Here is a 20,043-nt window from a genome sequence, read left to right as displayed (position 1 = left end):
GTATCAGGCGGCCTGGCGGGTCTTGGTCGGCGTGTGCGCGCCGGCGGGGGTGATGGCCCGCAGCAGGCCTACCAGCGAACTGCGCGCCTCCGGCGTCATGCGTTCGAAGGCCGTCAGCAGCTCCACGGCGCCGGGCGTGCGCATCCGGGTCAGGACATCGAGGTCGCCGGTGGTCTCGCGATCCGGACCGTCGAGCACGTCCATCAGGTCGACGACCCGGCATTTCAGCGCGCGCGCGATCTGCACCAACCGCGAGAAGGAAATGCGATTCGCCCCGTTCTCATACTTCTGGATCTGCTGAAAGCTGACCCCGCATTGCTCGGCCAGGGCTTCCTGCGAAATGCCGATGGTCCGTCTGCGGATGCGTACCGCCGCTCCCAGGGCGATATCCATGGGGTCAGGCGCCTTGGTGGACGTCGCTGCCAATTGCCGTTCTCCCGCTGGCTGATTCCGTCAGGTGCGCCCAAGTCCCCCGAGGCCGCGCCTTCAGCTCTACCATAAGTTAAGACTCTTCGCCGGCATTTGAAAAGTCCATCTGGCAGAACCCGGTGCGACAAATTCGAACCCTGATCGTGGAACAGGGGCGCCAGGCGGCGGGCCGCCCCGCGGCGGTTAAGCACTTGGTGACCGAAGCAGCCGCGACTGAGGCGTCCCGATCCGCCCGTCACCGCCTGGAACCCATGCGTCCCATCCGTCTGCATCCGCCGTTTGATCATGGCGCGGCCCTGCGCGTGCCGCCGCCGAGCGACAAGTCCGGCTGGCGCACGCTATGGGCCTGGCTGGGCCAGGACGCGCGCGCGCTGGCCGAAGGCGCCGGCGTTCAGGTGCGGACGCCGGAGGGGCAGGTCATCGCCCGCAGCGGCGACTGGATCGTGCTTTCCCACTCCGGCGCCTTCCACGTGGCCCACGCCGTCAGGACCTGCGACGCCTGAGGGGCGCGGCTCACGCGAGAATCCGCCATTATAGGGCGATGGTTCCCCCCTTCACCACCCTGCCGGACGCCGCCGCCTGGTATGGGGCCTGGCTGCGCGAAGCCGCCTTGCCGCTGTGGGCCGACGCCGGTGTCGATCCGCTGCGGGGCGTTTTTCAGGAGGCCCTGAGCGTCGAGGGGCGGGCGCGTCCGGCGCCGCGGCGCGCTCGCGCCCAGGCCCGGCAGGTGTTCGTCTTTGCCTCGGCGGTGAGCGCGGGATACGGGGACCAATACCTGCTGATCGCCCGGCGCGGCTTTCAGGGCCTGCTGCGCGACTACCGGCGACCCGACGGCCTGTTCATCAACAGCGTCGCCATCGACGGTGCGCCGCTGGATACCCGTGTGGACATCTATGAACAGGCCTTCGCGCTGCTGGCCATGGCCGCGCTTCAGGTCGCCGACCCGATGGCGGGCGACCTGGCCGGCGACGCCGCGCGGACGCTGGCGGCGTTGGACGACCGCCGGGCGCCGCGGGGCGGCTATCGCGAATCGGGCGCGCAGCCCTACCAGGCCAACTGCCACATGCACCTGTTCGAGAGCGCCCTGGCCTGGGAAGCGACCGGCGCCGCAGGCTGGGCGGGGCTGAGCGACGAGCTGGCGGGCCTGGCCTTGCGCCACTTCATCGATTCCGAGACCGGCGCGCTGCGCGAATTCTTCGACGCCGACTGGCGGCCGCTGAGCGGCGAGGGCGGGCTGGTCGAGCCGGGCCATCAGTTCGAATGGGCCTGGCTGCTCGAACGCTGGGGCCGCGCGCGCGGCGTGGAAGCCGCCCGGGCGGCGGCGCGCCGGCTCTATCGGAACGGACTGAGGGGTGTGGACGCCGGGCGAGGGGTGGCGGTGAATGCGCTGTGGGAGGACTTCGCGATCCGCGACGGCGACGCGCGCCTCTGGCCGCAGACCGAGCGTCTGAAGGCCGCGCTGATCCTGGGCGAGGCGGACGACGCCTTGAGCGCCGCGCAGGGACTGGCGCGCTACCTCGACACGCCGGCGCGCGGCGCCTGGCGCGACACGCTGAAGACCGACGGGACGTTTGTCGCGGGTCCGGCGCCGGCGACCTCGTTCTACCACCTGATCGTTGCGATCCTGGAGCTGACGGATCAGCGCGCGGCGCCTGCCGGCGGCGTGACGGCGTAGCGGTCCCAGCCCGCCACCAGAGCCTTCACCACCGGCGTGCCGACGCGATAAGCGGCTTCGAACGCGGCGGCCGCGCCGCCCGGCGCGAATTTCAGATCCGACGGCGCGCCGTCGCCCTCGCGGGAATAGTTGCTGGCCGTGCGCAGGACCAGAACCCGGGCCAGATCCACGCGGCCTTCGCGGCTGAAGATGTCGAGGACGTCGAGGATGCCCTGATCTTCACACTCGGTCATGGCGAAGACGCCGTCGCCGTCGGTCCAGAGTTTCACCCAGTCACGCGCCCATCGGGTCCGCCGCTCCCCATGCCAGAACCGCGTGGTCCCCAGATCATCGCCCAGAAACACCGACGGCGGCCGCAGGGCCGCAGGCTCGCTGGGATAGTTCGCCCGCGCCGCCCGCAACAGATCGGAGTCGGGCAGGGCCACGTCCCGGGTCAGTCCATAGGCCCAGGCCACCAGCCCTGGGTTGAGCTTCCAGACCATGCCGCTGGACCCGGTCGCCTTGCCCTTGACGCCGGGCCGGGCGGCGCCAAGCGACCACAGCCCGTCCGGCCAGCCGGCGGGGATTTCCCGGTCGTCCATCTCGAAGATCGGGTCGGCATCGACCACATAGCGCGCCCAGGCGGCGCTTCCGATGGAGCCCGCGCGCGGGTCGACGCCGGCGATCCCGGCGACGATCCAGTAGGCGTGGCTGAGATCAAGGCGCGGGTCGAGGATCAGCGCCGCGACGCTCTCCCGCGCCCGGGCGCGCATCCCGGTGACCACGCCCAGCACCCCGTCGTCGGAGTAGAGCACGCGGCCCTCGACACCGGGGATCTTCAACGGATGGGTCAGCGGCCACCGGTCGGCCCAGGCCTGGAACTCGCCGGAGACCCTGGCGGCCGAAGCGCCGGTCTCAAAGGTGGTCAAGACCACCACGCGGACCGGAATCGGCGCGGCTCGCGCCACCGGCGCCAGGAGCGCGAACACCGACAGGGCGAAGACCAGGATCAGGCGGCGCATCTTCGAGCTCCGAGGCGGTGGGTTGAGGGATCGGGCTGCCCGGCAGGTCAGACGAACAGTGCGGCCAGCCCGCTTGGGGCGAGGATCCCGTCGATCCGCCCCCGCGCCGCCGGCGTCAGGTCCGCGTGCGACTGGCGCAGCCAGCCCAGGCACTTGGCCTGATAGGGGAAGGGCTGCTGGGTCCAGACCTGACCCTCCACCTCGGCCACAACCTCGCCGGTCCTGGCCGTCACCGCCGCGGCGTTGGCCAGCATCACCGGCGGATAGACCCGGCCGATCTCCGCCAGGATGGCGGTCAGCGTGGCGGGCAGGTCGGTCACGGAAATCCAGTCGCCTTCGCCGGGTTCGACGCCGGACTGATCCTCCATCAGACCCACCCAGGCGGTGACGCGGGGCGCGAGCTTCAGGGTCAGCGCCATCGGCGTCGGGTCGAATTCGGCGAGCTGAGTGAGCTGGCCGAAGACCGCGAAATCACAGGCCGCGGGCCGGTGGCCCAGCAGATAGGGCAGGTGGGTCAGGTGCGCCTCAAAGGCGGCCAGGAAGCGGCGATAGCTGGCCTCGATCACCGGCCCGGTGACGGCGTTGGAGCCGACATAGCGCAGGCGCTCGATCTGGCGCGCGGCCACGGCCGCCCCGCGCGCGCGCAACTCTTCGTCGGGAACGGTGAACCCGCGCCAGCAGGGCAGGATCGCCGCCCCCTTGGCGATGTCGGGCGCGTAGGCCCAGCGATAGTGGAACATGGCCTTGGTCAGCCATTCGTCGGCGTAGTCCTCGATCAGCTCGTCGAGGAAGGCCAGGGCGGGATCGGACGGGATCACGCTGCGCCCGGCATGTTCGCGCTCGAGCCGGCGGATCAGTGGCGTGGAATCGGTCACCGCCTGCAACACGCCGGCCGCGTCGGGCAGGTAGAAGGTGGGCAACAGGGGCGTCTTGGGCCGAGGAAGGTTGGTCGATGCCACGCCGCCCAAAGCCGCGCCGCCCAGGGCCCCACCGCTCGGCGGCAACAGCCGGTAGGCAATCCTGCGATAGCGAAGCACCCCCAGCATCTTGCGCGTGTAGGGCGAGCCCGGGGCGCCGGAGAGGGCGATGGGGTCGGCCATGGGCTTTGAGTCTCCGGTTGTGCGCGCGACGGGTGCGGCCACATATTGACCCGGGCGGCCCGTCGCTGGGAAGGGCGCCGGACGCTGCACGCCTATCTGGCGCGATAGCCAGCGCCTGGCAGGGAGTACCGAATGTCCATGTCGCGCCGTGAGGTGCTGGCGGCCACTGCCGCGACCGCCGTGGCGTCGGGATCCAGCGCGCGTGCGGCCGGCTGGACCCTGCCTCCGGTCGGCGACATCGACATTACCGAGCATGTCTGGATCGCGATGCCAGACGGGATCCGGCTCTCGGCCCGGCTGTTCCTGCCCAGGGGCGCCGCGGCCCGGCCGGTCCCGGCGGTGCTCGAATACATCCCCTATCGCAAGCGCGACGCCTATCGCGGCCACGACACCGCCTGGGGGCGACAGCTGGCCGGCCATGGCGTGGCCTATGTGCGGCTCGATGTGCGCGGTTCAGGCGATTCGGAGGGCGTGCTGGTCGATGAGTACGACAGCCCGGAACTGGCCGACGGCGTCGAGGCGATCGCCTGGATCGCGCGCCAGCCTTGGTGTTCCGGCGCCGTGGGCCTGCGTGGCATTTCGTGGGGCGGGATCAACACCCTGCAGATCGCCGCCCTGCGCCCGCCGGCGCTGAAAGCGATCCTGGCGATCGGCTGCTCGGACAACCGCTATACCAACGACGCCCACTATGTCGGCGGCGCGCTGGGCCACACCAATCTGCAATGGGGCGTGGGGTTCAAGACGGTGATGGCCGGGCCGCCGGACCCCGCCATCGTCGGCGAGCGCTGGGAGGCGATGTGGCGCGCGCGGCTGGAGGCGACGCCGCCGATCGTGGAAACCTGGCTCAGTCATCAGACCTTCGACGACTACTGGCGGCGTGGCTCGGTGGCCCTGGACTGGGACGCGATCGCCGTCCCGACCTATGTGGTGGGCGGCTGGCAGGACACCTATTCCAACCCGATCGGGCGGCTGCTCGCCAACCTGAAGGTTCCGCGCAAGGGGCTGATCGGCCCCTGGGGTCATACCTACCCCTGGACCGCGGACCCCATGAGCCTCGACTGGACCTTCGAGGAGGTCCGCTGGTGGTCGCACTGGCTGATGGGCGAAGCGACCGGCATTATGGCCGAGCCGATGCTGCGCGCGTTCATGCCCTACGCCACCTGGGCGCAGACCCGGCCCGCTGAAATCCCGGGCCGCTGGGTGGCGGAAGCCGCCTGGCCCTCGCCCGACATCGCGCCGCGCGGCTTCCACCTGACGCCCGGCGGGCTGGCGGACCACCCCGGGACCAGGGCCACCGTACAGATCGCGGGCGACCATGTGGTCGGCCTGACCAAGCCCGAGTGGATCGACCGGCCGCCGATCGAACAGTCGTTGGACGACGCACGGTCCAACACGTTCGACAGCCCGCCGCTCGCCGAGGATCTCGAAATTCTCGGCTATCCGATGGCCCGCCTGAGGGTCGGCGCGGATCGTCCTGTGGCGAAGGTCGCGGTGCGCGTCACCGAGGTCACCGCCGACGGCCGCTCCTGGCTGGTCAGCTACGGCCTGCGCAACTTGACCCATCGCCAGTCCGACCGCGATCCGGAGCCCCTGGAGCCCGGCAAGCTCTATGACGTGGCGTTCCCCCTGTTCCTGGTGGGACACCGGTTCCGCCGCGGCAGCCGCCTGCGCGTGGCGATCTCGGAGAACCTGTGGCCCCTGGCCTGGCCGTCGCCGGAGACCACCACGCTGACGCTCTCCCTGGATCACTGCCGGGTCGACCTGCCCGTGCGGCCGCGCGAATCGACTCCGGCGCCGTTTCCGATCCCCGTGCGTCACGCCTCGCCGCCGGATCCGCCGCTCCCGACGCCCGGCGTCACCACCGCGCCCGTCGGGCCCGGCCACTACCGCATCGACCTGGACAGTCCGCCGGCCGCCACCACCCTGGCGGACACCGGAACGATGCTGACCCGCGGCCACCGGGAAACCAGCGAGATCGTCGAGGGTCAACCGAACAGCGCGCGGTGGCGCCAGGAAGCCACCACCGCCTGGACGCGGGGGGCCTGGGACTGCAGCGTCACAGCGGTGATCGAACTCACCTCGACGCCCACCGCCTTCCTGCTCACCGAATCCCTGTCGGCCAGCAAGGCCGGGGTGATCACCTTCGAACGCCGCAGCGACAGCCGTATTCCGCGGCGGCTGGTTTAGTCAGTCGGCTTTCGGTCGAGGCGCGCCCAGGAAGTCCTGCGCGCTGAAGCCTTCCGGCGCGGCCACCTCGACAATCGGCTCGGGGCGATCGTCGAACTCCATCCGCAGCGCCCGGGTCATCACCGCGTGCATGGCGTAGAGCGTGGTGATGTAGGTGAACTCCAGGATCTCCTCGTCGCCCCAGAAGGTCCGAAGCGCGTCGAACACCGCCAGCGGTGTGCGCCCGTCGCCGGCGGTCAGGCAGTCGGCGTAGGCCAGGACCGCGCGCTCCTGCTCGTCGAAGACATCGGCCACCGACCAGTGCGGGATCGCGGCGATCTTTTCCTCCGACACTCCAAGCCCGCGCAGCGACTTGCAGTGCTGGGAGAAGACGAACTGGCTGGCCTTGACCCAACCGGCGCGGGTCTGGCCGAGTTCGCGCAGCACCGGGTCGAGCTTGCGGTCGGGATGGCGATAGACGGCGAAGCCATCGACGGCGTGCCGGAAGATGTCGGGCGCCAGGGCGAAGACCGTCCACCAGTCGCCGGGCGTGCCGGTGGCGGTTCCGGGACTGGCGACCGGATCGCGACCCGGCCCGAACAGGCGGTCGTAATAGACGTTGATCACCTTGTCGGTAACTTCGGCGCGGGGAACCTGGCGCAGGACGGGCATGGATAGGCTCCGAGGGTTCGAGGGCGGCGGCGGGGTCCGCCCGCGGCCCGCTGATCGTGTCGTCAGGCTACCTGTCGCCGGTGAAATGTCCATCGGAGGGCCGCGTGGGTAGTCGGTCAGTTTGAAATCCGCTTGGTTGAAGTCCGCTTGGACAGACTCAACATGATCGGGAAGGATTGCGCGCCGCGATGTCCGGTGAGGTCCGCCGGTAACGCACCTTCAGTGCGAGAACCAAGGCCGCCAGCGCCAGGCTGACGAGGTTGGAACCGATCAGGGGCCAGCTGCGCACCAGCACGCCATAGACGGCCCACAGCGAAAACCCGATCACCGTGACGACGTACATTCGCAGCGACACCGCCGAGGCGTCACGCTCGCGGATGATCTTGGCGACCTGCGGGACGAAGCTCGCCATCGAACAGACCGCGGCGGCGACCCCGATCGCATCGACGAACAGCCAACTCCTCATCGGACCTCCCACGGCACGCCGGCCCCAGCGGCAAAACCGGGATGAATGAGGGCGTCTTGAGAACGGAGACCGCGCGGCGCGGTTCCCATCCCGCTGGGTGACCGCAAACCTCAGGCCCGATGCGCGGGTGACCCGATCGCCGGACCCCGCCAATCACAAGCCTGGCGTGGTCGAGCGGTCGGGAGGGCGATCAGTCGCCCACCCGCAAGATGACTTCGCCCAACTGGTCGTAGAGGGCCAGGATCGTGTCGCCGGCGCCGAAGGGAATCGCCTTTACGAAGGAGCCGGACAGGACCACGTCCCCAGGCTGCATGGCGACGCCGAACTCGTGCAGCTTGTTGGCGAGCCAGACGACGGCGATGTGTGGATCCCCGCCAAGAGCACGGTCCACGCCGTCTTGCACCGCGACGGCCTGGTCAAGGCGCTCGGACGTCCCCGACAGCGCGCGAAAGGGACCGGGCTCTCGACGGGCGACCAGCCCAACGATCTGTGGTGCGTGGATTTCAGCAGGCCCGCCTCGACGCCTTCGTCGAGGAACTCAATACCGAAAGATCCCACGAGGCGCTGGCAATGAAACGGCCGGCGGACGTTTACTCAGCCTCGCCCAGGCCCTACGTCGGCCTGCCGGATCTGACCTATCCGCTGCACGACCGAGACGCCGTCGTCACCAACTGCGGACGGATCTGCATGCATCGCAAAAAGATCAACGTCTCCTGCGTGCTCGCCGGTCAACGCCTCGGCATCAAGGAAGTCGACGAGGGAATCTGGCTCGTCAGCTTCATGCACTACGATCTCGGCTTCATCGATCTGGAGCAGAAAACCCTGCAACCCGTCGACAACCCGTTCGGCCCGAGGTTGTCACCTATGTCTTAGGTACAGAACGTTACCCATGTGTCCGGGCTGGACACACAGACTGGCTGGCGGTGCGGGCAGTCAGAGGTTGAGACATCTCCGCCACAACACGGCATTGGCGCCTCTTGCTCTTTCGCCATTCCCGCCAAGCCGCCACATAGCGTCTTCACGCTGTAGAGTGGGTTCCGGCCGCGGGCGCCAAGCCTATCCTCACGTCCCGAAGGCGGCCTTGAGCTTGGCGGCGGCGTAGTCCTCGGCTTCCTTGGCCGCCGGCACAACGGCGCCCATCCCGAAGAATTCGTGGGTGACGCCGGCATATTCCTTCAGGTCGACGCTGACCCCGGCTGCCCGCAGCTTGTCGGCGAGACCCGCGCCGTCGTCGTGCAGCGGGTCGATCTGCGCAGGATGATGGTCGTGGGCGGCAGGCCGTCCAGCTTGGCGGCGACCAGGTTCAGGCGCGGATCGGCGGCCTGTTCGGGATTGGACAGCGTGTGCTTGAAGAACCAGGTCAACATCGGGGTGTTGAGCGGTTTGGCCTGACTGAAGGCTTTCTTCGACGCGGTGTCGGGCGAGGTGTTGGCGACCGGATAGACCGCGACCACCGCCAGCGGCTTGGCCCAGCCCTTGTCGCGGGCGGCGATGGCTACGTCGAGCGCCATGTTGCCGCCAGCGCTTTCGCCGACGATGGCGATCTTCATTGGGTCACCGCCCCACTTGGCGGCGTTGGCCAGCACCCATTTGTAGGCGGCGTTGGCGTCGTCGTGCGCTGCGGGGAACTTGGCTTCCGGCGCGTGGCGGTATTCGATGGAGACAACGATCGCGCGCGTCGCCTTGGCCAGCGCGCGCGGGCTTGAATCATAGACGTCGATGTCAGCGATCACCCAGCCGCCGCCGTGAATATAGAGCACCACTGGCAGCGGCCCCTTGGCGCCGGTCGGCATATAGACCCGCGCTTTCTGCATCCCCGCGCCGGCGGGATAGGTGAGGTTTTTTGTGGTGATAGCGGGATCGGCCGCCGTGCTTATCCCCTGTTCCTTCATCAGCGCCTTGACGGCGTCGGCGGGCGTCGGCTGCTTGCGCGCCTCGGCCGGCTCCAGCGTTTCGATCGGCTTGCCGCCGAGCATCGCCAGGTGGTCGAGCACCTTCTGCATTTCGGGACCCGCCGTCGGCGTGGCGGCCGCGGGGCTGTCAGCCGCGGCGTCGGCGGTCGGCGGCGCTGCGGGGGCTTCGGCCTTCTTCGAGCAACCCGCTGTCGTCAGCGCCAGGGTGGAGACGGCGGCCAGGAGTGCGAACGAGAGCTTGGCGGTCATGGCTGATCTTTCTTGGCCGGAGCCGGAGTGGAGGCATGGCGGTCAATGGGCGACCGCGGGTGAAAACCCCAACGTCAGGCTGGAAAAAGTGGTGTCGAAATCCGCCTTGGGGTTTCCCTTAAGCGCGCGGGTCCACAGAACGTTCAATTGCCAGGCGCCGGTCCTTGGAAACCTGAAGACCGCGCGGCCAGCGACGTCGGTGAGCACAGTCTGCAACGGGCGGCCGTCGAACTGGAGGTTGTTCAACATGACGGTGGCGCCGGGAAGCGGGCGTCCGTCCAGCAGCACGCGGACCGGCAGGTCCTGACCGGCGCCCAAGGCATAGGGGTTCACCTCGGGGACAATTTCCAGACTGAGGCCTACCGGCCGGGTCACCCACGGCTGCGGGGCGTCGGTGGCCGGCCCGACCTGCACCAGGGCCTTGGCGCGGCGGCTGTAGATCTCGCGGCCGGGCTGATCTTCGGTGTGCGTTTGCTTCCGCAACAGCAACGCCGGCGTCAGACCCTCCTGCTTGAGATAGTCTGTGAACCGGATGCCCGGCAGAGTGCTCTCGGCGTAGCTGGTCTGCAGGGCCAGGACGTGGGTCCCCGGCCCGCCGAACGCGATCATGTGATCCTGATTCATCGAGCCCACGCGCAACTCGCGCAGGTGATCGGTGATCGCGCCGCTGGGTCCGACGCTGTTAAAGCGAACCACGCGCCCGGCATCCGCTGTCCAGCGCTGGCGGAACTCGCCATGCCCCACCTGCAGGGTGGTCATGACTGAGGTATTGGGCGCGATCCAGAACTTGAAGGGCTGAACCCAGAAATCGTGCGCCGCCGCCCTGAGGGACGCGGTGGCCGCGGCCAGGCCGAACACAGCGGCGAGGGTAGTTCGTTGAAGACTGCGAGGCATGTTCATTCCATGTGGTCTCCGACATAGCCTGGGGTCGGGGTCAGGGTCGGCAGGGCGGCGGCGAGGATGGAGACGGCCACCAGCCAGCTGGCGACCACCTTGATCGCGATGCCCATCCCGCGGGACACCAGCAGGCTCGCAGGCAGGCAGATGAGCACCCAGGGCAACGCCTTCGCAAGATCGAGCGGCGCGCCAGCGGCGGCGATGACCGCACCCGCCCACAGCCCGGCGTTGCAGGCCAACAAGACCGCCGCGCGAAGGCGAAGAGTTCGGGGCAGGTGAACCGACAGGGCCGTGACGATCACACTCGTCCAGCAGCCATAGAAGATCGCATCGGTCCAGGCCGGGTCGATCCGCGCGAAGCTGACGGCGGTGGCGACGCCAGCGAAGACGGCTACGCCGGGTGCGATCGCCCGGCGCGGTGCAAAGGCCAGCGCAAAGCCCAACGCCGAGGCCAGCAGCGCCGGCGGAAGCGCCCCGCCCCTCATGTCGTCAGCGCCCGAAACAGGAAGTAGACGCCGCATAAGGCGACGCCCGCGCCAAGGCCGCGGGTCACGACGACGCCGCCTGGCCGATCATTGAGCACGCCGATGCCGATGCCGGCCACGTGCAGCATGCCGGTCGCCAGCACGAACCCGACGCTGTAGCCGATCGGATCGGCGGCGGAAGGCAGCTCGCGGCCATGCGCGTAGCCATGGAAGATGGCGAACACCCCGACGATCCCGCACGCCAGCCAGATCGGTGCGCGATAGGCCGCGGCGATCACCCCGCCCATCACCAGGACCGAGACGGCAATGCCGAGCTCCACCCTTGGCAGCGGCAGATTGGCCATGCCCAGCGCGCCGCCCAGCGCCATCACCGTCGGAAAGATCACCGGCAGAGCGACGATCAAGGGTCGGCCAAGGAAGGCGCCCCAGAGGCCCACCGACACCATGGCCAGAAGGTGGTCGAAACCACTGAGCGGGTGCAGGAAGCCGGAGATAAAGCCGCCGGGCAGGCCCGTGCCGCTGTGCGCCAGCGCCGGCCCGGCGGCCAACCAGCCTGCCAGCAACATCGCTGCGCCGGCGAACCCCAGGCGAGCGCGCATCCCGCCTATGCCTGCTGCTGGAAGACGATTTCGGAGATCACACGGCGCCCGTCGCGCCGGGTCAGCTGCACGAAGACGTCGACGATGCCGCGCACATAGTCGGAGATCTCCGCGCGGCCGAGATTGAGGCCGGCCTGCAGCACCAGAAGGGTCAGCTGGTCTACGGCGCCGCGCGGGCTGTCGGCATGCAGGGTGGTGATCGATCCAGGGTGTCCGGTGTTGACGGCGCGCAGGAACGTCGCCGCCTCCTTGCCGCGAAGTTCGCCCAGGATGATGCGGTCAGGTCGCATGCGCAGGGACGCTTGCAGCAGGTCATCGGCGGTCACACGGGCCTCGCCGTTGTCGCCGCGCACGGCGATCAGGCCCAGCGCATTGGGGTGGTCGAGCTGCACCTCGGCGGCGTCCTCGATGAGGATCAGCCGTTCCTCGCGGGGGATTTCCTTGAGCAGGGCGTTGAGGAAGGTGGTCTTGCCCGTCGAGGTGCCCCCGGCGATGACGATGTTCTTGCGGTGGCGGACCGCCGCCCGGAGAAAGTCCGCCGAACGCCCATAATCGAGTATCGCGCGGAGTTCGGCATCGACCCGGGCTGCGTCCGACTGGCCGTCCGTGCGCGTGGCGGCGAAGGCGCTGGCGCGTTCATAGTCATCGAGACAGAGATCGGACACCACGTGCTTGCGCACGGCGATCGCCACGTGCCCGCGGGTGGCGGGCGGCGCGATGATCTGTACCCGCTCGCCGTCCGGAAGGGTTGCGGCCAGCAGCGGATGCTCACGGTTGACACCCTGGTGCGACAGGCTGGCGATCTGCCGGGCGAGACGCCACAGCGTGGTCTCGTCGAGCTGCGGCGCGGCGTGTCGTTCGATGGCGCCGGTCACCGTCTCGATCCAGGCCTCACCCGGGGCATTGATGAAGATGTCGGTGACCTCGGGCCGTTCAAGCAGGCCCGCCAACGGAGCGAGGTAGGTGCGCAGATAGACCGCGGGCTCGGCGATCACCGCACCGGCTCCACGGCGGAAAAGTCCAGGTCACGGGCCACGAAGATGTTGATCGCTTCGCCTTGCTGCACCCTGATCGTCGGCGGAATGGCATCACCCTGCAGCGCCGCGGTCGCCGCGCCGGCGGCGGCTCCGGGCGAGCCGATGCTGATCTGGGTCGAGGGCGTGCGGCCGACCGAGGCCACGGCGGCGTTCAACACCGACAGCAGGATCGAGCCGGAGAAGCGTCGGAAGAAGTGGCGGTCGACGTCGCCCTCCAGCCCGCCGCGACCCAGCTCATCGGTGCCGGGCGAGCCGATCTGGATCGACACGCCGTCCGGCCGGATCACTCGCGTCCAGATGATGAACGCGCGCGACTGGCCGAGCGCCACGGCGCTCTTGTACTGGCCGATCAGCCGGCTGCCGCGCGGGATCAGGACCGCCTTGCCGTCGAAGCTCAGGACGTCGCGACTGACCACAGCGCGGGTGAACCCGGGGAGGTCGGAATTGATGGCGGTCTCCAGGACGCCGGGGATGATGGTCCCCTGCGGGGCCACGGCGTGTGGGCTGCGCATGGGCACGGCGCGGGCGCGGTCGGGGGTCTCATCGCCCACGCGCTGGGCGAACTGTTCGGTGTCGGTGAGCTGCGGGCGTTGACCGCCTCCGGGCGCTACGCCAGCCGCCGGCGATCCGATGGCCGCCGCCGGCGCCGGACCAGCCTGGGCCAGCACCAAATCACGCGGCGCGCGGCCCAGATCGACGATCAGGGCCGGCGCCCTGCGGCGCTGCAGCAGATCCGCGGCGGAAACGCTCGGCGCGCCCTGCATCAGCGCGGGCCGGGCCGGGGGCGGAACGGGCGGTGACGACATCCCGACCTGAGCGGGAAGACCGCTGAAGGGCGCGGGACCCGGCGCTGAGATGGTCGTGGCCGGAAGCTCCAGGGCGGGGGGGGCAGTCCAGGCCGCCGTCTGCGCCTGAGCCGCCTGGGTGGCCAGGGCCGAGTCGACGCGCGCGGTGCGGAGCCCGTTTAGCCAGACGAACAGCAGGATCGCGGCGATGGCGAACGCCGCCGCAAGGGCGATGGGATTGAGCGTGCGCGCCGATCCGGCGACCACGGGATCGCTGTCGCCGGCCAACAAGGCGGAGCTCTCCTCCGGATCGATGGCGGCGTCGGACGGGGAGGCGTCGCGGGTCATCTGGCCTCCGACCGGAGCGCCGTGAGCGGCGAGGCGTAGGATTGATTGATCACCGTGGCGACCTGTTTGCCGTTGCGCAGGATGAAGCGCGGGGCGAGCTGTTCGACGACCGTGTAGGAGCCTCGCACGCCGTAGTTCACCAGGCTTTCCTTGCCGTCGGGCGCGATCGCGAAAATCGCCGGCGCCGACGCCTGCGGCGCCCAGGCGAAATAGGTCATCCGGCCGTCGTCGAAAACGCGCGCGGGCGTGTTTTCGGGCGCACCGGTGACGACGTAAGCGCGGTTGCGCTCCTCTGGCGGCGGATCCGGGCGCGGCGGCAGCGGCACGGCCATCGCCACCTGCGGGTAGACGAACCGCACGACGTAGGGCGCGAGCCCGGTCTTGGCCCCCTTAGGCAGGACGTGCAGATCGAAGGCGTAGCGGCGCTGCGATGTCACCACGCTCATGTTGGTCACCGACTTGCGATCGATGGGCTTGAGGAACAGCAGGTTGGCGTTGCGGTTGGGGGTGACCTGCCAGCCCAGGGAGTCGCCGATGGACACGCTTTCCAGCCGCTCGTCGGGGGCGAACTCGATCATCAGCTGATAGCCGAGCACGCCGCGCAGCAGGACGACCTGATCGGGATCGTAGGCCACGCTCTGGATGTGCGGGTCGCCGTATCCCGGAATCGGCGGCAAGGCGGCGTGGGCGGCTAGCGGTCCAGCCAACAGCACCAGGGTGAGCTTCAACCCGCGCATCAGCGGATGCCCTGCGAACCGGCGGTCGAGCCGATCATTTCGGAGTCCCGCCGGTACGACGACGCCTGGAAGCCCAGCGGGTTGAGGAAACGATCCTCCATCCGCATCGGCGCGCCGGTATAGCGGAATCCGATGACCGCGGCGTACGCCTGCCTCTGGCCGGATGACGCGCCGTAGTCGTGGCGCTCGACGTCGAAACGGACCAGGGCGCTGGTCTTGGAGAGCAGCGAGATGCTCTTGATCGTCGGCTGCAATACCGCCGTGGACGGATAGAGCTTCATCGGACTCTGCGGGTTGGTCGGCGCCATGGCCCGCAGATACTGGTCGCGGGCGGAGCCGACCGACCACAGCGCGACCTTGCGGTACGTGGCCTGCAGGTCGGTGGCGTCGTAGCCCTCGCGCGCCATCACATATTGCGCCAGGAAGGCTTCGGTGACGGCGGCGTCCTGCGACAGACCACCCGGCTTCAGGCCCTGAGCGGTTTCCACATAACCGGTCTGCCGGTCGACGGTGATCGTGTAGGGGACGACCGTCTTCAGCGGCATCATGGCCGCCAGAGCCACGGCTTCGAGCATTGCGATGGCGCCCAGCCCGATGGCGACGCCCCAGGCTAGGTTGCGAGAGGCGCGCAGGGCGCCGTGCACGTCGCGGGACCAGGATGCGGCGTCGGCGTAGTAGGCCCCGCGATCCGCGGCAGGCGGCTTTTCCGGCTTCATCGATCTCTCCGCAGGTTGCTGGCGGCCGAGCGGGGCTGCGCCGGGCGGCGGTACGAGGCTTGAACGTTGGCGGATGTTGCTGCGGGCCTCGCCTCGTCGCGATGGCGGCCGGTGGCAATTCGGCGCGGCGCGGCGCCCTCGGCGACGACGAGCCGGCTTTCGCGCCGATCCATCGCCGCGGCGGCGGCGGCGACCGAGGCCGCGCGTGGCTCGAGCTGGAACTGCGCCGGCGAGCGCTGTTCCAGTGTCGTGATGTTCGACGTGCTGGACTGGGCCAAAATCCCGGTTCCGGCAGTCGCCTGAATCGGCCGCGGCAGGCGCAAGCCGGTGGCGATCACGCCGACGGCGATCGCCAGGGCGACACTGACACCGGTGGAAATCAGGGTCAGCAGGAAGACCGCGTTGGCCGGGCCGACGTCGAGGGTGGCGCCCGTCCGCATCTCGGCAAGCCTGAGCAAGTGAGGTTCGATCAGGGTCAGCTGCACCACCAGTCCGAGAACCGCCATCAGGGGCGCGAGCGCGAAGGCGACGGCGGCGCGCAGCCAACCTTCGAACAACCCCCTTGTGGCGTCGAACAACAGGAAGGCCACGAACACCGGACCCAGGCCCAGCAACAGACCCAGCACGATCTTGGCGGCGAGCACCACGCCCAGACTGGTCAGCAACATCATCAGCGCCGAGGCGTTGAGCGCCAGGGCCGCCCCGGCGTTGCCGCCCTGCAGCGGCGAGGCGACGCTCAGGCTGTGCTGGGTGAAAAACGCCGCGGAGAGTTGAAGTTCGTCATAGGCCGCCTGCAGGCCCGCGAAGGCCGCGCCGCGCAGCGTCGAGCCCGCCGGTTGCAGCGCATCGAGCATGCCGGCGGCGAGTTGTTCCGGCCCGCGGAACAGGGTGTCGAACACCAGGTGCTGGTAGGTCGGCCAGCTGGTGGCGAGCACCAGGACCGCGCCGATCTTCAGGGCGCTCAGCGTCAGGTCGCCGACCCGCAAGGGCGTACGGCCAATCAGCAGGCGGAACCCGATGAACGCGATGTAGAGCGTCAGCATCGCCGTCAGCGCCAGGGCCATCGGCGAATAGGGCTGGGCCAGCGCGTTGTAGCCGGCTTCGGCCATGGTCTGAACGTTGCAGTCGACGGACGAAAGCAGGCCCTGGACCATGCCGTCGTCAGGCTGAGGGGCGGCGCACAGAGCTGGCATCAGGCGCGTTCCAGCAGGCGCGGCAGCCAGACAGCGGGATCCTCGCCAAGGTCTTCGCGCAGGGTGTCCAGCAATCGAACCGTGCGCTCACGGCCGGACAGCACGGTCAGCAGATCGGGCTCGCTGGACAGGTTCAGCCGGGCGACCACGCTGTCGGACCCATGCTTGATCAGAAAACAGCGAGAGGTGTCCGGCAGCGAGCGGATCAGGTTGAACTCGTGCTCCGTCAGGCCGAAACCGTCGCAATAGTCACGCGCCTGGGCCTTGGGGTTGGCCATGAAGATCTGGGTGGCGGCCTGCTCGATGATCGCCGAGGCGATGCGGCTCTCCAGCGCGTCCTGGGCGCTTTGGGTGGCGAAGCCGACCACGCCGTTGCGTTTGCGGATGGTCTTTTCCCAGTCCTTGATGCGGGCGACGAAGACGTCGTCGTCCAGCGCTTTCCAGCCTTCGTCGATGACGATCAGGGTCGGGTCGCCGTCAAGCCGCTGTTCGACCCGGTGGAACAGGTACATCATGGCCGGAGTCCGCAACGTCGGCTCATCGAGGATCTGGGTCATGTCGAAACCCAGGGTGCGGGCTTCCAGATCCAGGGCGTCCTCGGCGTTGTCGAACAGCCAGGCCCGCTCGCCGTCCCCCCACCACGGCCGCAGTCGCGCGGAAAGGTCTGCGGCTTCCGGCCGACGGTCACCCTTGAACAGCTCGGCGAAATACCGCAGCCGGCGATAGGCTGGCTGCTGGTCGAAATTGGCGTCGACGGCGTCCTTGATCCGGGCCAGGTCCTCCGGTCCGAGCGCCTCGCCCGGTCGCGCCACCAGGCGCGCCGTCCAGTCGGACAGGAAGGCGCGGTTGGCCGGCGAGTCCGCCAGCTGCAGCGGGTTGAACCCCGTCGGCGTTCCGGGGCGGATCGCGTCATAGCGGCCGCCGATGGCGCGCAGGAAGATCTCGGCGCCCCGGTCCTTGTCGAAGAACACGATCCGCGGATCGAACTTGCGAGCCTGGGCCAGCAGGAAGCTCAGCACCACGGTCTTGCCGGACCCCGACGGGCCGATGATCGTGAAGTTGCCGAGGTCACCCTTGTGGAAATTGAAGTGGTAGGGGCCAGCCGAAGTGGTCTCCAGCACGGTGACCGCCGGTCCCCACTGGTTTCCCTGCGCCTGGCCGACCGGAAAGTTGTGGCCCGAGGCAAAGCCCGCGAAATTGCCGGTCGAGATCAGCGCGCGCCGCGCGATGTCCTTGAAGTTGCCGGGAAACTGCGCCCAGAACGCGGCCTCCAGATTGACCTCCTCGCGGACGGCGATAATGCCCATCTCGGTGAAGCTGGACTGCACCTCGGCCGCCGCTTCATTGAGCGCGGCCAGCGTGGGCGCGCGGACCATGACCGTCAGATGGTGCTCACCGAAGGCGGCCCGTCCGGAAGCGACGTCGTCCTTGGCGGCGGTCAGGCCCATCCGCAGGCTCATTGCCTCGTCGTCCGCCGAGCGCATCCGGCGAAGCGCCAGGTTCATCCGGTCCAGGCTGGCCTGGCGGTCGACAAAGCCGAAGCTCTGGCTGATCACCAGCTCATGGGGCAGGCGCAGCAGGTCGTCGAGCATTCCCGGCGCCGTCTGCGGCGGGTACTCCTTGATCGAGATCAGGGCGGCGACGCTGCGCGCCTGAGTGGCCGAGCGTGACAATTCCAGAGCGTCCGCGCCGAACGTCACCCGGCGATGGGGCAGGTGCTCGCCAAGATCGCACTGCGGCAGGAGGACCGGTTGCAGCGTGCCGTTGTAAAGCGATGACAGGAACTCGAGCGGCTCGGAACAGGGCCCGCTTGGAGTGTCGTAGGCGCTGAGCACGTGCGCGCCGTAGGGGGCGAGCGAAGCCATCAGCGACTCCCGCGCGGCGTCGAGTTCGCGCTGTTCAATTTTCCGGGCCGCGTCGGTCTGCGCCCGACCCGCGCCGGTGATCGCCCGCACGGCGCCCTCGACCAGGCCAACCCGGCCCTGCAGAGGCCGGCGTACTAGGGTCAGGAAGAGCGTGTTGACGTAGAGCTTCTTGGCCGCGAGCCGGCCTCGCCAGGCCTCGTCGAGCGTCCGGCTGAAATCGTCGGTGTAGTCGCCTTCCAACGTCGGGGTCACTTCGCGCCGGACCACGTGGTGGTAGAGCGCGAAGCGGGAATTGGCGAGCGCCCGCAGCGCGCCGTCGCGCAGCGCCTTGCGATAGTTGATCTCTTCAGTGTCGGCGGTCTCGAACGGCAGACCCGCCAGCTCAATGAACTGCAGTAGCATGCCGTCGCGGGTGGCGATCGTTCGGTCGTCGACGTGGCGGGCATAGGGCAACCGCGCGCCGGCGCTGGCTTCGCGACCGGGCGCGGCGCGACGGGCCTTGGGGGTATGGCTGAGGGACCCGGTCATGGGCGATAGGAGTTGGCGCGCCAGACGGACCAGTTCTTCACCCGTGGGCAGCGGCTGACCTTGGTCAGCCACAGGTCGAAGACGCGCGGCTCTTTCAGGCAGGCGACGTAGCCCAGCCCATGGATCGCCAGCGCCGCCAGCAGCGCCCAGAAGGACTTGGAGATCAGGAACAGCTCGGCCGTCACCACGGCGTTGAGGACGAAGAAGCTGTAGGTTACGCCCGCGAACATCTGCGGCCGGGTCAGCGCGCCGAACACCAGGTCCCGTTCGAGCTGCGCGGCCATGGTCAGACGCCGCCCGCGGCTTGGCGCAGCCCCGCAACTATAGCCCCCGCGCCGAACAGGATGAAGCAGCCGAGAATAACCGTGGCGCCGTAGCGCCAGTTCAGACGGCCGGTCAGCATCATGAAGCCGACCGCCGCAACGGCAATCACCGCGGCCACCGTGGCGACGGTGCCCAGCAGGGTGCCTTGTAGCCAATTGAGCGCGCCGACGATCGCGCCGGAACCGGCAGGATCTGCCACCTGGGCGCTGGCCGCGCCGGCCAGGGCGAGTTGGGCAAGGCTTGCCAAGGCGACGCTTGGACGCAGGCGTTGACGGGGTATGCGAATGGGCTTTGCTCCTATCGGCCGGTTACGGGGGCGAGGCCCCCGACCAGGGTTTTCTGGGCGATCCGCGAAAGGATAGTCGCGACATAGGCCGTGGTTTCCTGGAACGGCGGCACGCCGCGATAGCGATCAACCGCGCCGGGGCCGGCGTTGTAGGCCGCCAACGCCAAACGCACGTCGCCGCCGTATCGATCCATCATCTGCCGCAGATAGGCCGCGCCGCCGTGGATGTTCTCGCTGAGGTCATAGCGATTGACACCGAGGTCGCGCGCTGTGGCCGCGGTCAGTTGCATCACCCCGACAGCATCGCGGTTGGACACTGCCTGCTGATGGAAACGCGACTCCCGCCACGCCACCTCGGTCACCAGATCGGCGCTCAGTTGCTGGCGGCGGGCGGCCTCGGTGATGACTTTGGAGATGTCGATCGCGGGACCGGCCGCCGCGGTTCGGACGTTGATCGGCGAAGCCCCGTCCGGGCCGAACACCGCCGGCGCCGCGTAGGTGACGGCCGCTCCGTCAGGTGCGATTTCGATCACATCGGCAAGGCACGGGGAGGCGATCGCCGCGATTGCGGC

The 20,043-nt window shown here is 69.1% G+C and carries 22 protein-coding genes and 1 pseudogene; 4 read left to right on the top strand and 19 right to left on the bottom strand.

Features of this window, described 5'->3' with window-relative positions; all coding sequences use genetic code 11:
• Window positions 1-3 precede the first annotated feature (3 nt).
• Entirely contained in the window at window positions 4-426 is a 423-nt protein-coding gene (locus RMN86_RS15915) for a helix-turn-helix domain-containing protein (protein ID WP_309606836.1), read from the bottom strand.
• Between the two features lie 254 nt (window positions 427-680).
• Here RMN86_RS15915 and RMN86_RS15910 point away from each other — a divergent pair, with 254 nt between their 5' ends.
• Together RMN86_RS15910 and RMN86_RS15905 are read left to right on the top strand one after the other, a co-directional pair.
• The gene (locus tag RMN86_RS15910; RefSeq protein WP_309606835.1) at window positions 681-932 is read left to right on the top strand and encodes a hypothetical protein; all 252 of its coding nucleotides are present in this window, start codon (window positions 681-683) and stop codon (window positions 930-932) included.
• A 38-nt stretch (window positions 933-970) separates the two neighbouring features.
• Window positions 971-2,104, top strand: a complete 1,134-nt coding sequence (locus RMN86_RS15905) for an AGE family epimerase/isomerase (protein ID WP_309606834.1) — start codon at window positions 971-973, stop codon at window positions 2,102-2,104.
• Here the strand turns inward: RMN86_RS15905 and RMN86_RS15900 are convergent.
• Both RMN86_RS15900 and RMN86_RS15895 read right to left on the bottom strand, forming a co-directional pair.
• Window positions 2,068-3,105: a purine nucleoside permease gene (locus RMN86_RS15900; RefSeq protein ID WP_309606833.1), complete on the bottom strand. Its 1,038-nt coding sequence runs from the start codon at window positions 3,103-3,105 to the stop codon at window positions 2,068-2,070. The genes RMN86_RS15905 and RMN86_RS15900 overlap by 37 nt on opposite strands.
• Window positions 3,106-3,152: 47 nt before the next feature.
• Window positions 3,153-4,205: a glutathione S-transferase N-terminal domain-containing protein gene (locus tag RMN86_RS15895; protein WP_309606832.1), complete on the bottom strand. Its 1,053-nt coding sequence runs from the start codon at window positions 4,203-4,205 to the stop codon at window positions 3,153-3,155.
• Window positions 4,206-4,337: 132 nt separating this feature from the next.
• On the opposite strand from RMN86_RS15895, the gene RMN86_RS15890 reads away from it, so the two are divergent.
• Window positions 4,338-6,392: a CocE/NonD family hydrolase gene (locus RMN86_RS15890; protein WP_309606831.1), complete on the top strand. Its 2,055-nt coding sequence runs from the start codon at window positions 4,338-4,340 to the stop codon at window positions 6,390-6,392.
• Here the strand turns inward: RMN86_RS15890 and RMN86_RS15885 are convergent, their stop codons facing one another.
• From RMN86_RS15885 to RMN86_RS15875, 3 genes are all read right to left on the bottom strand, one after another.
• Window positions 6,393-7,043, bottom strand: a complete 651-nt coding sequence (locus RMN86_RS15885) for a carboxymuconolactone decarboxylase family protein (RefSeq protein ID WP_309606830.1) — start codon at window positions 7,041-7,043, stop codon at window positions 6,393-6,395.
• Window positions 7,044-7,200: 157 nt separating this feature from the next.
• Window positions 7,201-7,509, bottom strand: a complete 309-nt coding sequence (locus tag RMN86_RS15880) for a SemiSWEET transporter (protein WP_309606829.1) — start codon at window positions 7,507-7,509, stop codon at window positions 7,201-7,203.
• Between the two features lie 190 nt (window positions 7,510-7,699).
• Window positions 7,700-7,900 carry a hypothetical protein gene (locus RMN86_RS15875; protein ID WP_309606828.1) on the bottom strand — a complete coding sequence of 67 codons (201 nt, stop codon included), beginning with the start codon at window positions 7,898-7,900 and terminating at the stop codon, window positions 7,700-7,702.
• Window positions 7,901-8,001: 101 nt separating this feature from the next.
• On the opposite strand from RMN86_RS15875, the gene RMN86_RS15870 reads away from it, so the two are divergent.
• Window positions 8,002-8,382, top strand: coding sequence for a hypothetical protein (locus RMN86_RS15870; RefSeq protein WP_309606827.1), 381 nt, complete (start codon window positions 8,002-8,004; stop codon window positions 8,380-8,382).
• A gap of 189 nt (window positions 8,383-8,571) precedes the next feature.
• On the opposite strand, the pseudogene RMN86_RS15865 reads toward RMN86_RS15870, so the two are convergent.
• The 13 genes and pseudogenes from RMN86_RS15865 to RMN86_RS15805 all read right to left on the bottom strand — a co-directional run.
• Window positions 8,572-9,302: pseudogene (locus RMN86_RS15865) on the bottom strand (alpha/beta hydrolase).
• 411 nt (window positions 9,303-9,713) lie between these two features.
• A complete protein-coding gene (locus tag RMN86_RS15860; RefSeq protein ID WP_309606826.1) occupies window positions 9,714-10,571 on the bottom strand; it encodes a DUF4198 domain-containing protein in 858 nt (285 codons plus the stop codon).
• Window positions 10,568-11,053: a hypothetical protein gene (locus RMN86_RS15855; protein WP_309606825.1), complete on the bottom strand. Its 486-nt coding sequence runs from the start codon at window positions 11,051-11,053 to the stop codon at window positions 10,568-10,570. The genes RMN86_RS15860 and RMN86_RS15855 overlap by 4 nt, the downstream gene beginning before the upstream one ends.
• Window positions 11,050-11,652: a HupE/UreJ family protein gene (locus tag RMN86_RS15850; RefSeq protein WP_309606824.1), complete on the bottom strand. Its 603-nt coding sequence runs from the start codon at window positions 11,650-11,652 to the stop codon at window positions 11,050-11,052. The genes RMN86_RS15855 and RMN86_RS15850 overlap by 4 nt, the downstream gene beginning before the upstream one ends.
• 5 nt (window positions 11,653-11,657) lie before the next feature.
• Window positions 11,658-12,647: a P-type DNA transfer ATPase VirB11 gene (virB11, locus tag RMN86_RS15845; protein ID WP_309606823.1), complete on the bottom strand. Its 990-nt coding sequence runs from the start codon at window positions 12,645-12,647 to the stop codon at window positions 11,658-11,660.
• On the bottom strand, window positions 12,644-13,822 hold the full coding sequence (locus tag RMN86_RS15840) for a TrbI/VirB10 family protein (protein ID WP_309606822.1): 1,179 nt from the start codon (window positions 13,820-13,822) through the stop codon (window positions 12,644-12,646). Before RMN86_RS15840 ends, virB11 begins: the two co-directional genes overlap by 4 nt.
• A complete protein-coding gene (locus RMN86_RS15835; RefSeq protein WP_309606821.1) occupies window positions 13,819-14,559 on the bottom strand; it encodes a TrbG/VirB9 family P-type conjugative transfer protein in 741 nt (246 codons plus the stop codon). Before RMN86_RS15835 ends, RMN86_RS15840 begins: the two co-directional genes overlap by 4 nt.
• Complete coding sequence (locus RMN86_RS15830; RefSeq protein ID WP_309606820.1) at window positions 14,559-15,275, bottom strand: VirB8/TrbF family protein; 717 nt, start codon at window positions 15,273-15,275, stop codon at window positions 14,559-14,561. Before RMN86_RS15830 ends, RMN86_RS15835 begins: the two co-directional genes overlap by 1 nt.
• Window positions 15,272-16,468 carry a type IV secretion system protein gene (locus tag RMN86_RS15825; protein WP_309606819.1) on the bottom strand — a complete coding sequence of 399 codons (1,197 nt, stop codon included), beginning with the start codon at window positions 16,466-16,468 and terminating at the stop codon, window positions 15,272-15,274. Before RMN86_RS15825 ends, RMN86_RS15830 begins: the two co-directional genes overlap by 4 nt.
• Window positions 16,468-18,861 (bottom strand): VirB4 family type IV secretion/conjugal transfer ATPase, encoded by a 2,394-nt coding sequence (locus RMN86_RS15820; RefSeq protein ID WP_309606818.1) that lies wholly within the window; start codon window positions 18,859-18,861, stop codon window positions 16,468-16,470. The genes RMN86_RS15825 and RMN86_RS15820 overlap by 1 nt, the downstream gene beginning before the upstream one ends.
• Window positions 18,858-19,145, bottom strand: coding sequence for a type IV secretion system protein VirB3 (locus RMN86_RS15815; protein ID WP_309606817.1), 288 nt, complete (start codon window positions 19,143-19,145; stop codon window positions 18,858-18,860). Before RMN86_RS15815 ends, RMN86_RS15820 begins: the two co-directional genes overlap by 4 nt.
• Before the next feature lie 2 nt (window positions 19,146-19,147).
• The gene (locus RMN86_RS15810; protein ID WP_309606816.1) at window positions 19,148-19,432 is read right to left on the bottom strand and encodes a TrbC/VirB2 family protein; all 285 of its coding nucleotides are present in this window, start codon (window positions 19,430-19,432) and stop codon (window positions 19,148-19,150) included.
• A 50-nt stretch (window positions 19,433-19,482) separates the two neighbouring features.
• Window positions 19,483-20,043, bottom strand: a 561-nt coding sequence (locus tag RMN86_RS15805; RefSeq protein ID WP_309606815.1) for a lytic transglycosylase domain-containing protein, incomplete at its 5' end; no start/stop codon positions are given.

Origin of the sequence: Phenylobacterium sp. (assembly GCF_031360265.1) — a bacterium.
Lineage (GTDB): Bacteria > Pseudomonadota > Alphaproteobacteria > Caulobacterales > Caulobacteraceae > Phenylobacterium.
The sequence above is the reverse complement of the archived record's forward strand: the minus strand, read 5'-3'. Positions and strand labels throughout refer to the sequence as shown.

Bases quoted from the DNA above. Each gene is read 5' to 3' on its own strand.
- RMN86_RS15825 (WP_309606819.1), bottom strand. From the start codon at position 16,468: ATGCCAGCTCTGTGCGCCGCCCCTCAGCCTGACGACGGCATGGTCCAG.
- RMN86_RS15830 (WP_309606820.1), bottom strand. From the start codon at position 15,275: ATGAAGCCGGAAAAGCCGCCTGCCGCGGATCGCGGGGCCTACTACGCC.
- RMN86_RS15885 (WP_309606830.1), bottom strand. From the start codon at position 7,043: ATGCCCGTCCTGCGCCAGGTTCCCCGCGCCGAAGTTACCGACAAGGTG.
- RMN86_RS15880 (WP_309606829.1), bottom strand. From the start codon at position 7,509: ATGAGGAGTTGGCTGTTCGTCGATGCGATCGGGGTCGCCGCCGCGGTC.
- RMN86_RS15860 (WP_309606826.1), bottom strand. From the start codon at position 10,571: ATGAACATGCCTCGCAGTCTTCAACGAACTACCCTCGCCGCTGTGTTC.
- RMN86_RS15890 (WP_309606831.1), top strand. From the start codon at position 4,338: ATGTCCATGTCGCGCCGTGAGGTGCTGGCGGCCACTGCCGCGACCGCC.
- RMN86_RS15895 (WP_309606832.1), bottom strand. From the start codon at position 4,205: ATGGCCGACCCCATCGCCCTCTCCGGCGCCCCGGGCTCGCCCTACACG.
- RMN86_RS15835 (WP_309606821.1), bottom strand. From the start codon at position 14,559: ATGCGCGGGTTGAAGCTCACCCTGGTGCTGTTGGCTGGACCGCTAGCC.
- RMN86_RS15905 (WP_309606834.1), top strand. From the start codon at position 971: ATGGTTCCCCCCTTCACCACCCTGCCGGACGCCGCCGCCTGGTATGGG.
- RMN86_RS15850 (WP_309606824.1), bottom strand. From the start codon at position 11,652: ATGCGCGCTCGCCTGGGGTTCGCCGGCGCAGCGATGTTGCTGGCAGGC.
- RMN86_RS15815 (WP_309606817.1), bottom strand. From the start codon at position 19,145: ATGGCCGCGCAGCTCGAACGGGACCTGGTGTTCGGCGCGCTGACCCGG.
- RMN86_RS15855 (WP_309606825.1), bottom strand. From the start codon at position 11,053: ATGAGGGGCGGGGCGCTTCCGCCGGCGCTGCTGGCCTCGGCGTTGGGC.
- RMN86_RS15840 (WP_309606822.1), bottom strand. From the start codon at position 13,822: ATGACCCGCGACGCCTCCCCGTCCGACGCCGCCATCGATCCGGAGGAG.
- RMN86_RS15900 (WP_309606833.1), bottom strand. From the start codon at position 3,105: ATGCGCCGCCTGATCCTGGTCTTCGCCCTGTCGGTGTTCGCGCTCCTG.
- RMN86_RS15820 (WP_309606818.1), bottom strand. From the start codon at position 18,861: ATGACCGGGTCCCTCAGCCATACCCCCAAGGCCCGTCGCGCCGCGCCC.
- RMN86_RS15910 (WP_309606835.1), top strand. From the start codon at position 681: ATGCGTCCCATCCGTCTGCATCCGCCGTTTGATCATGGCGCGGCCCTG.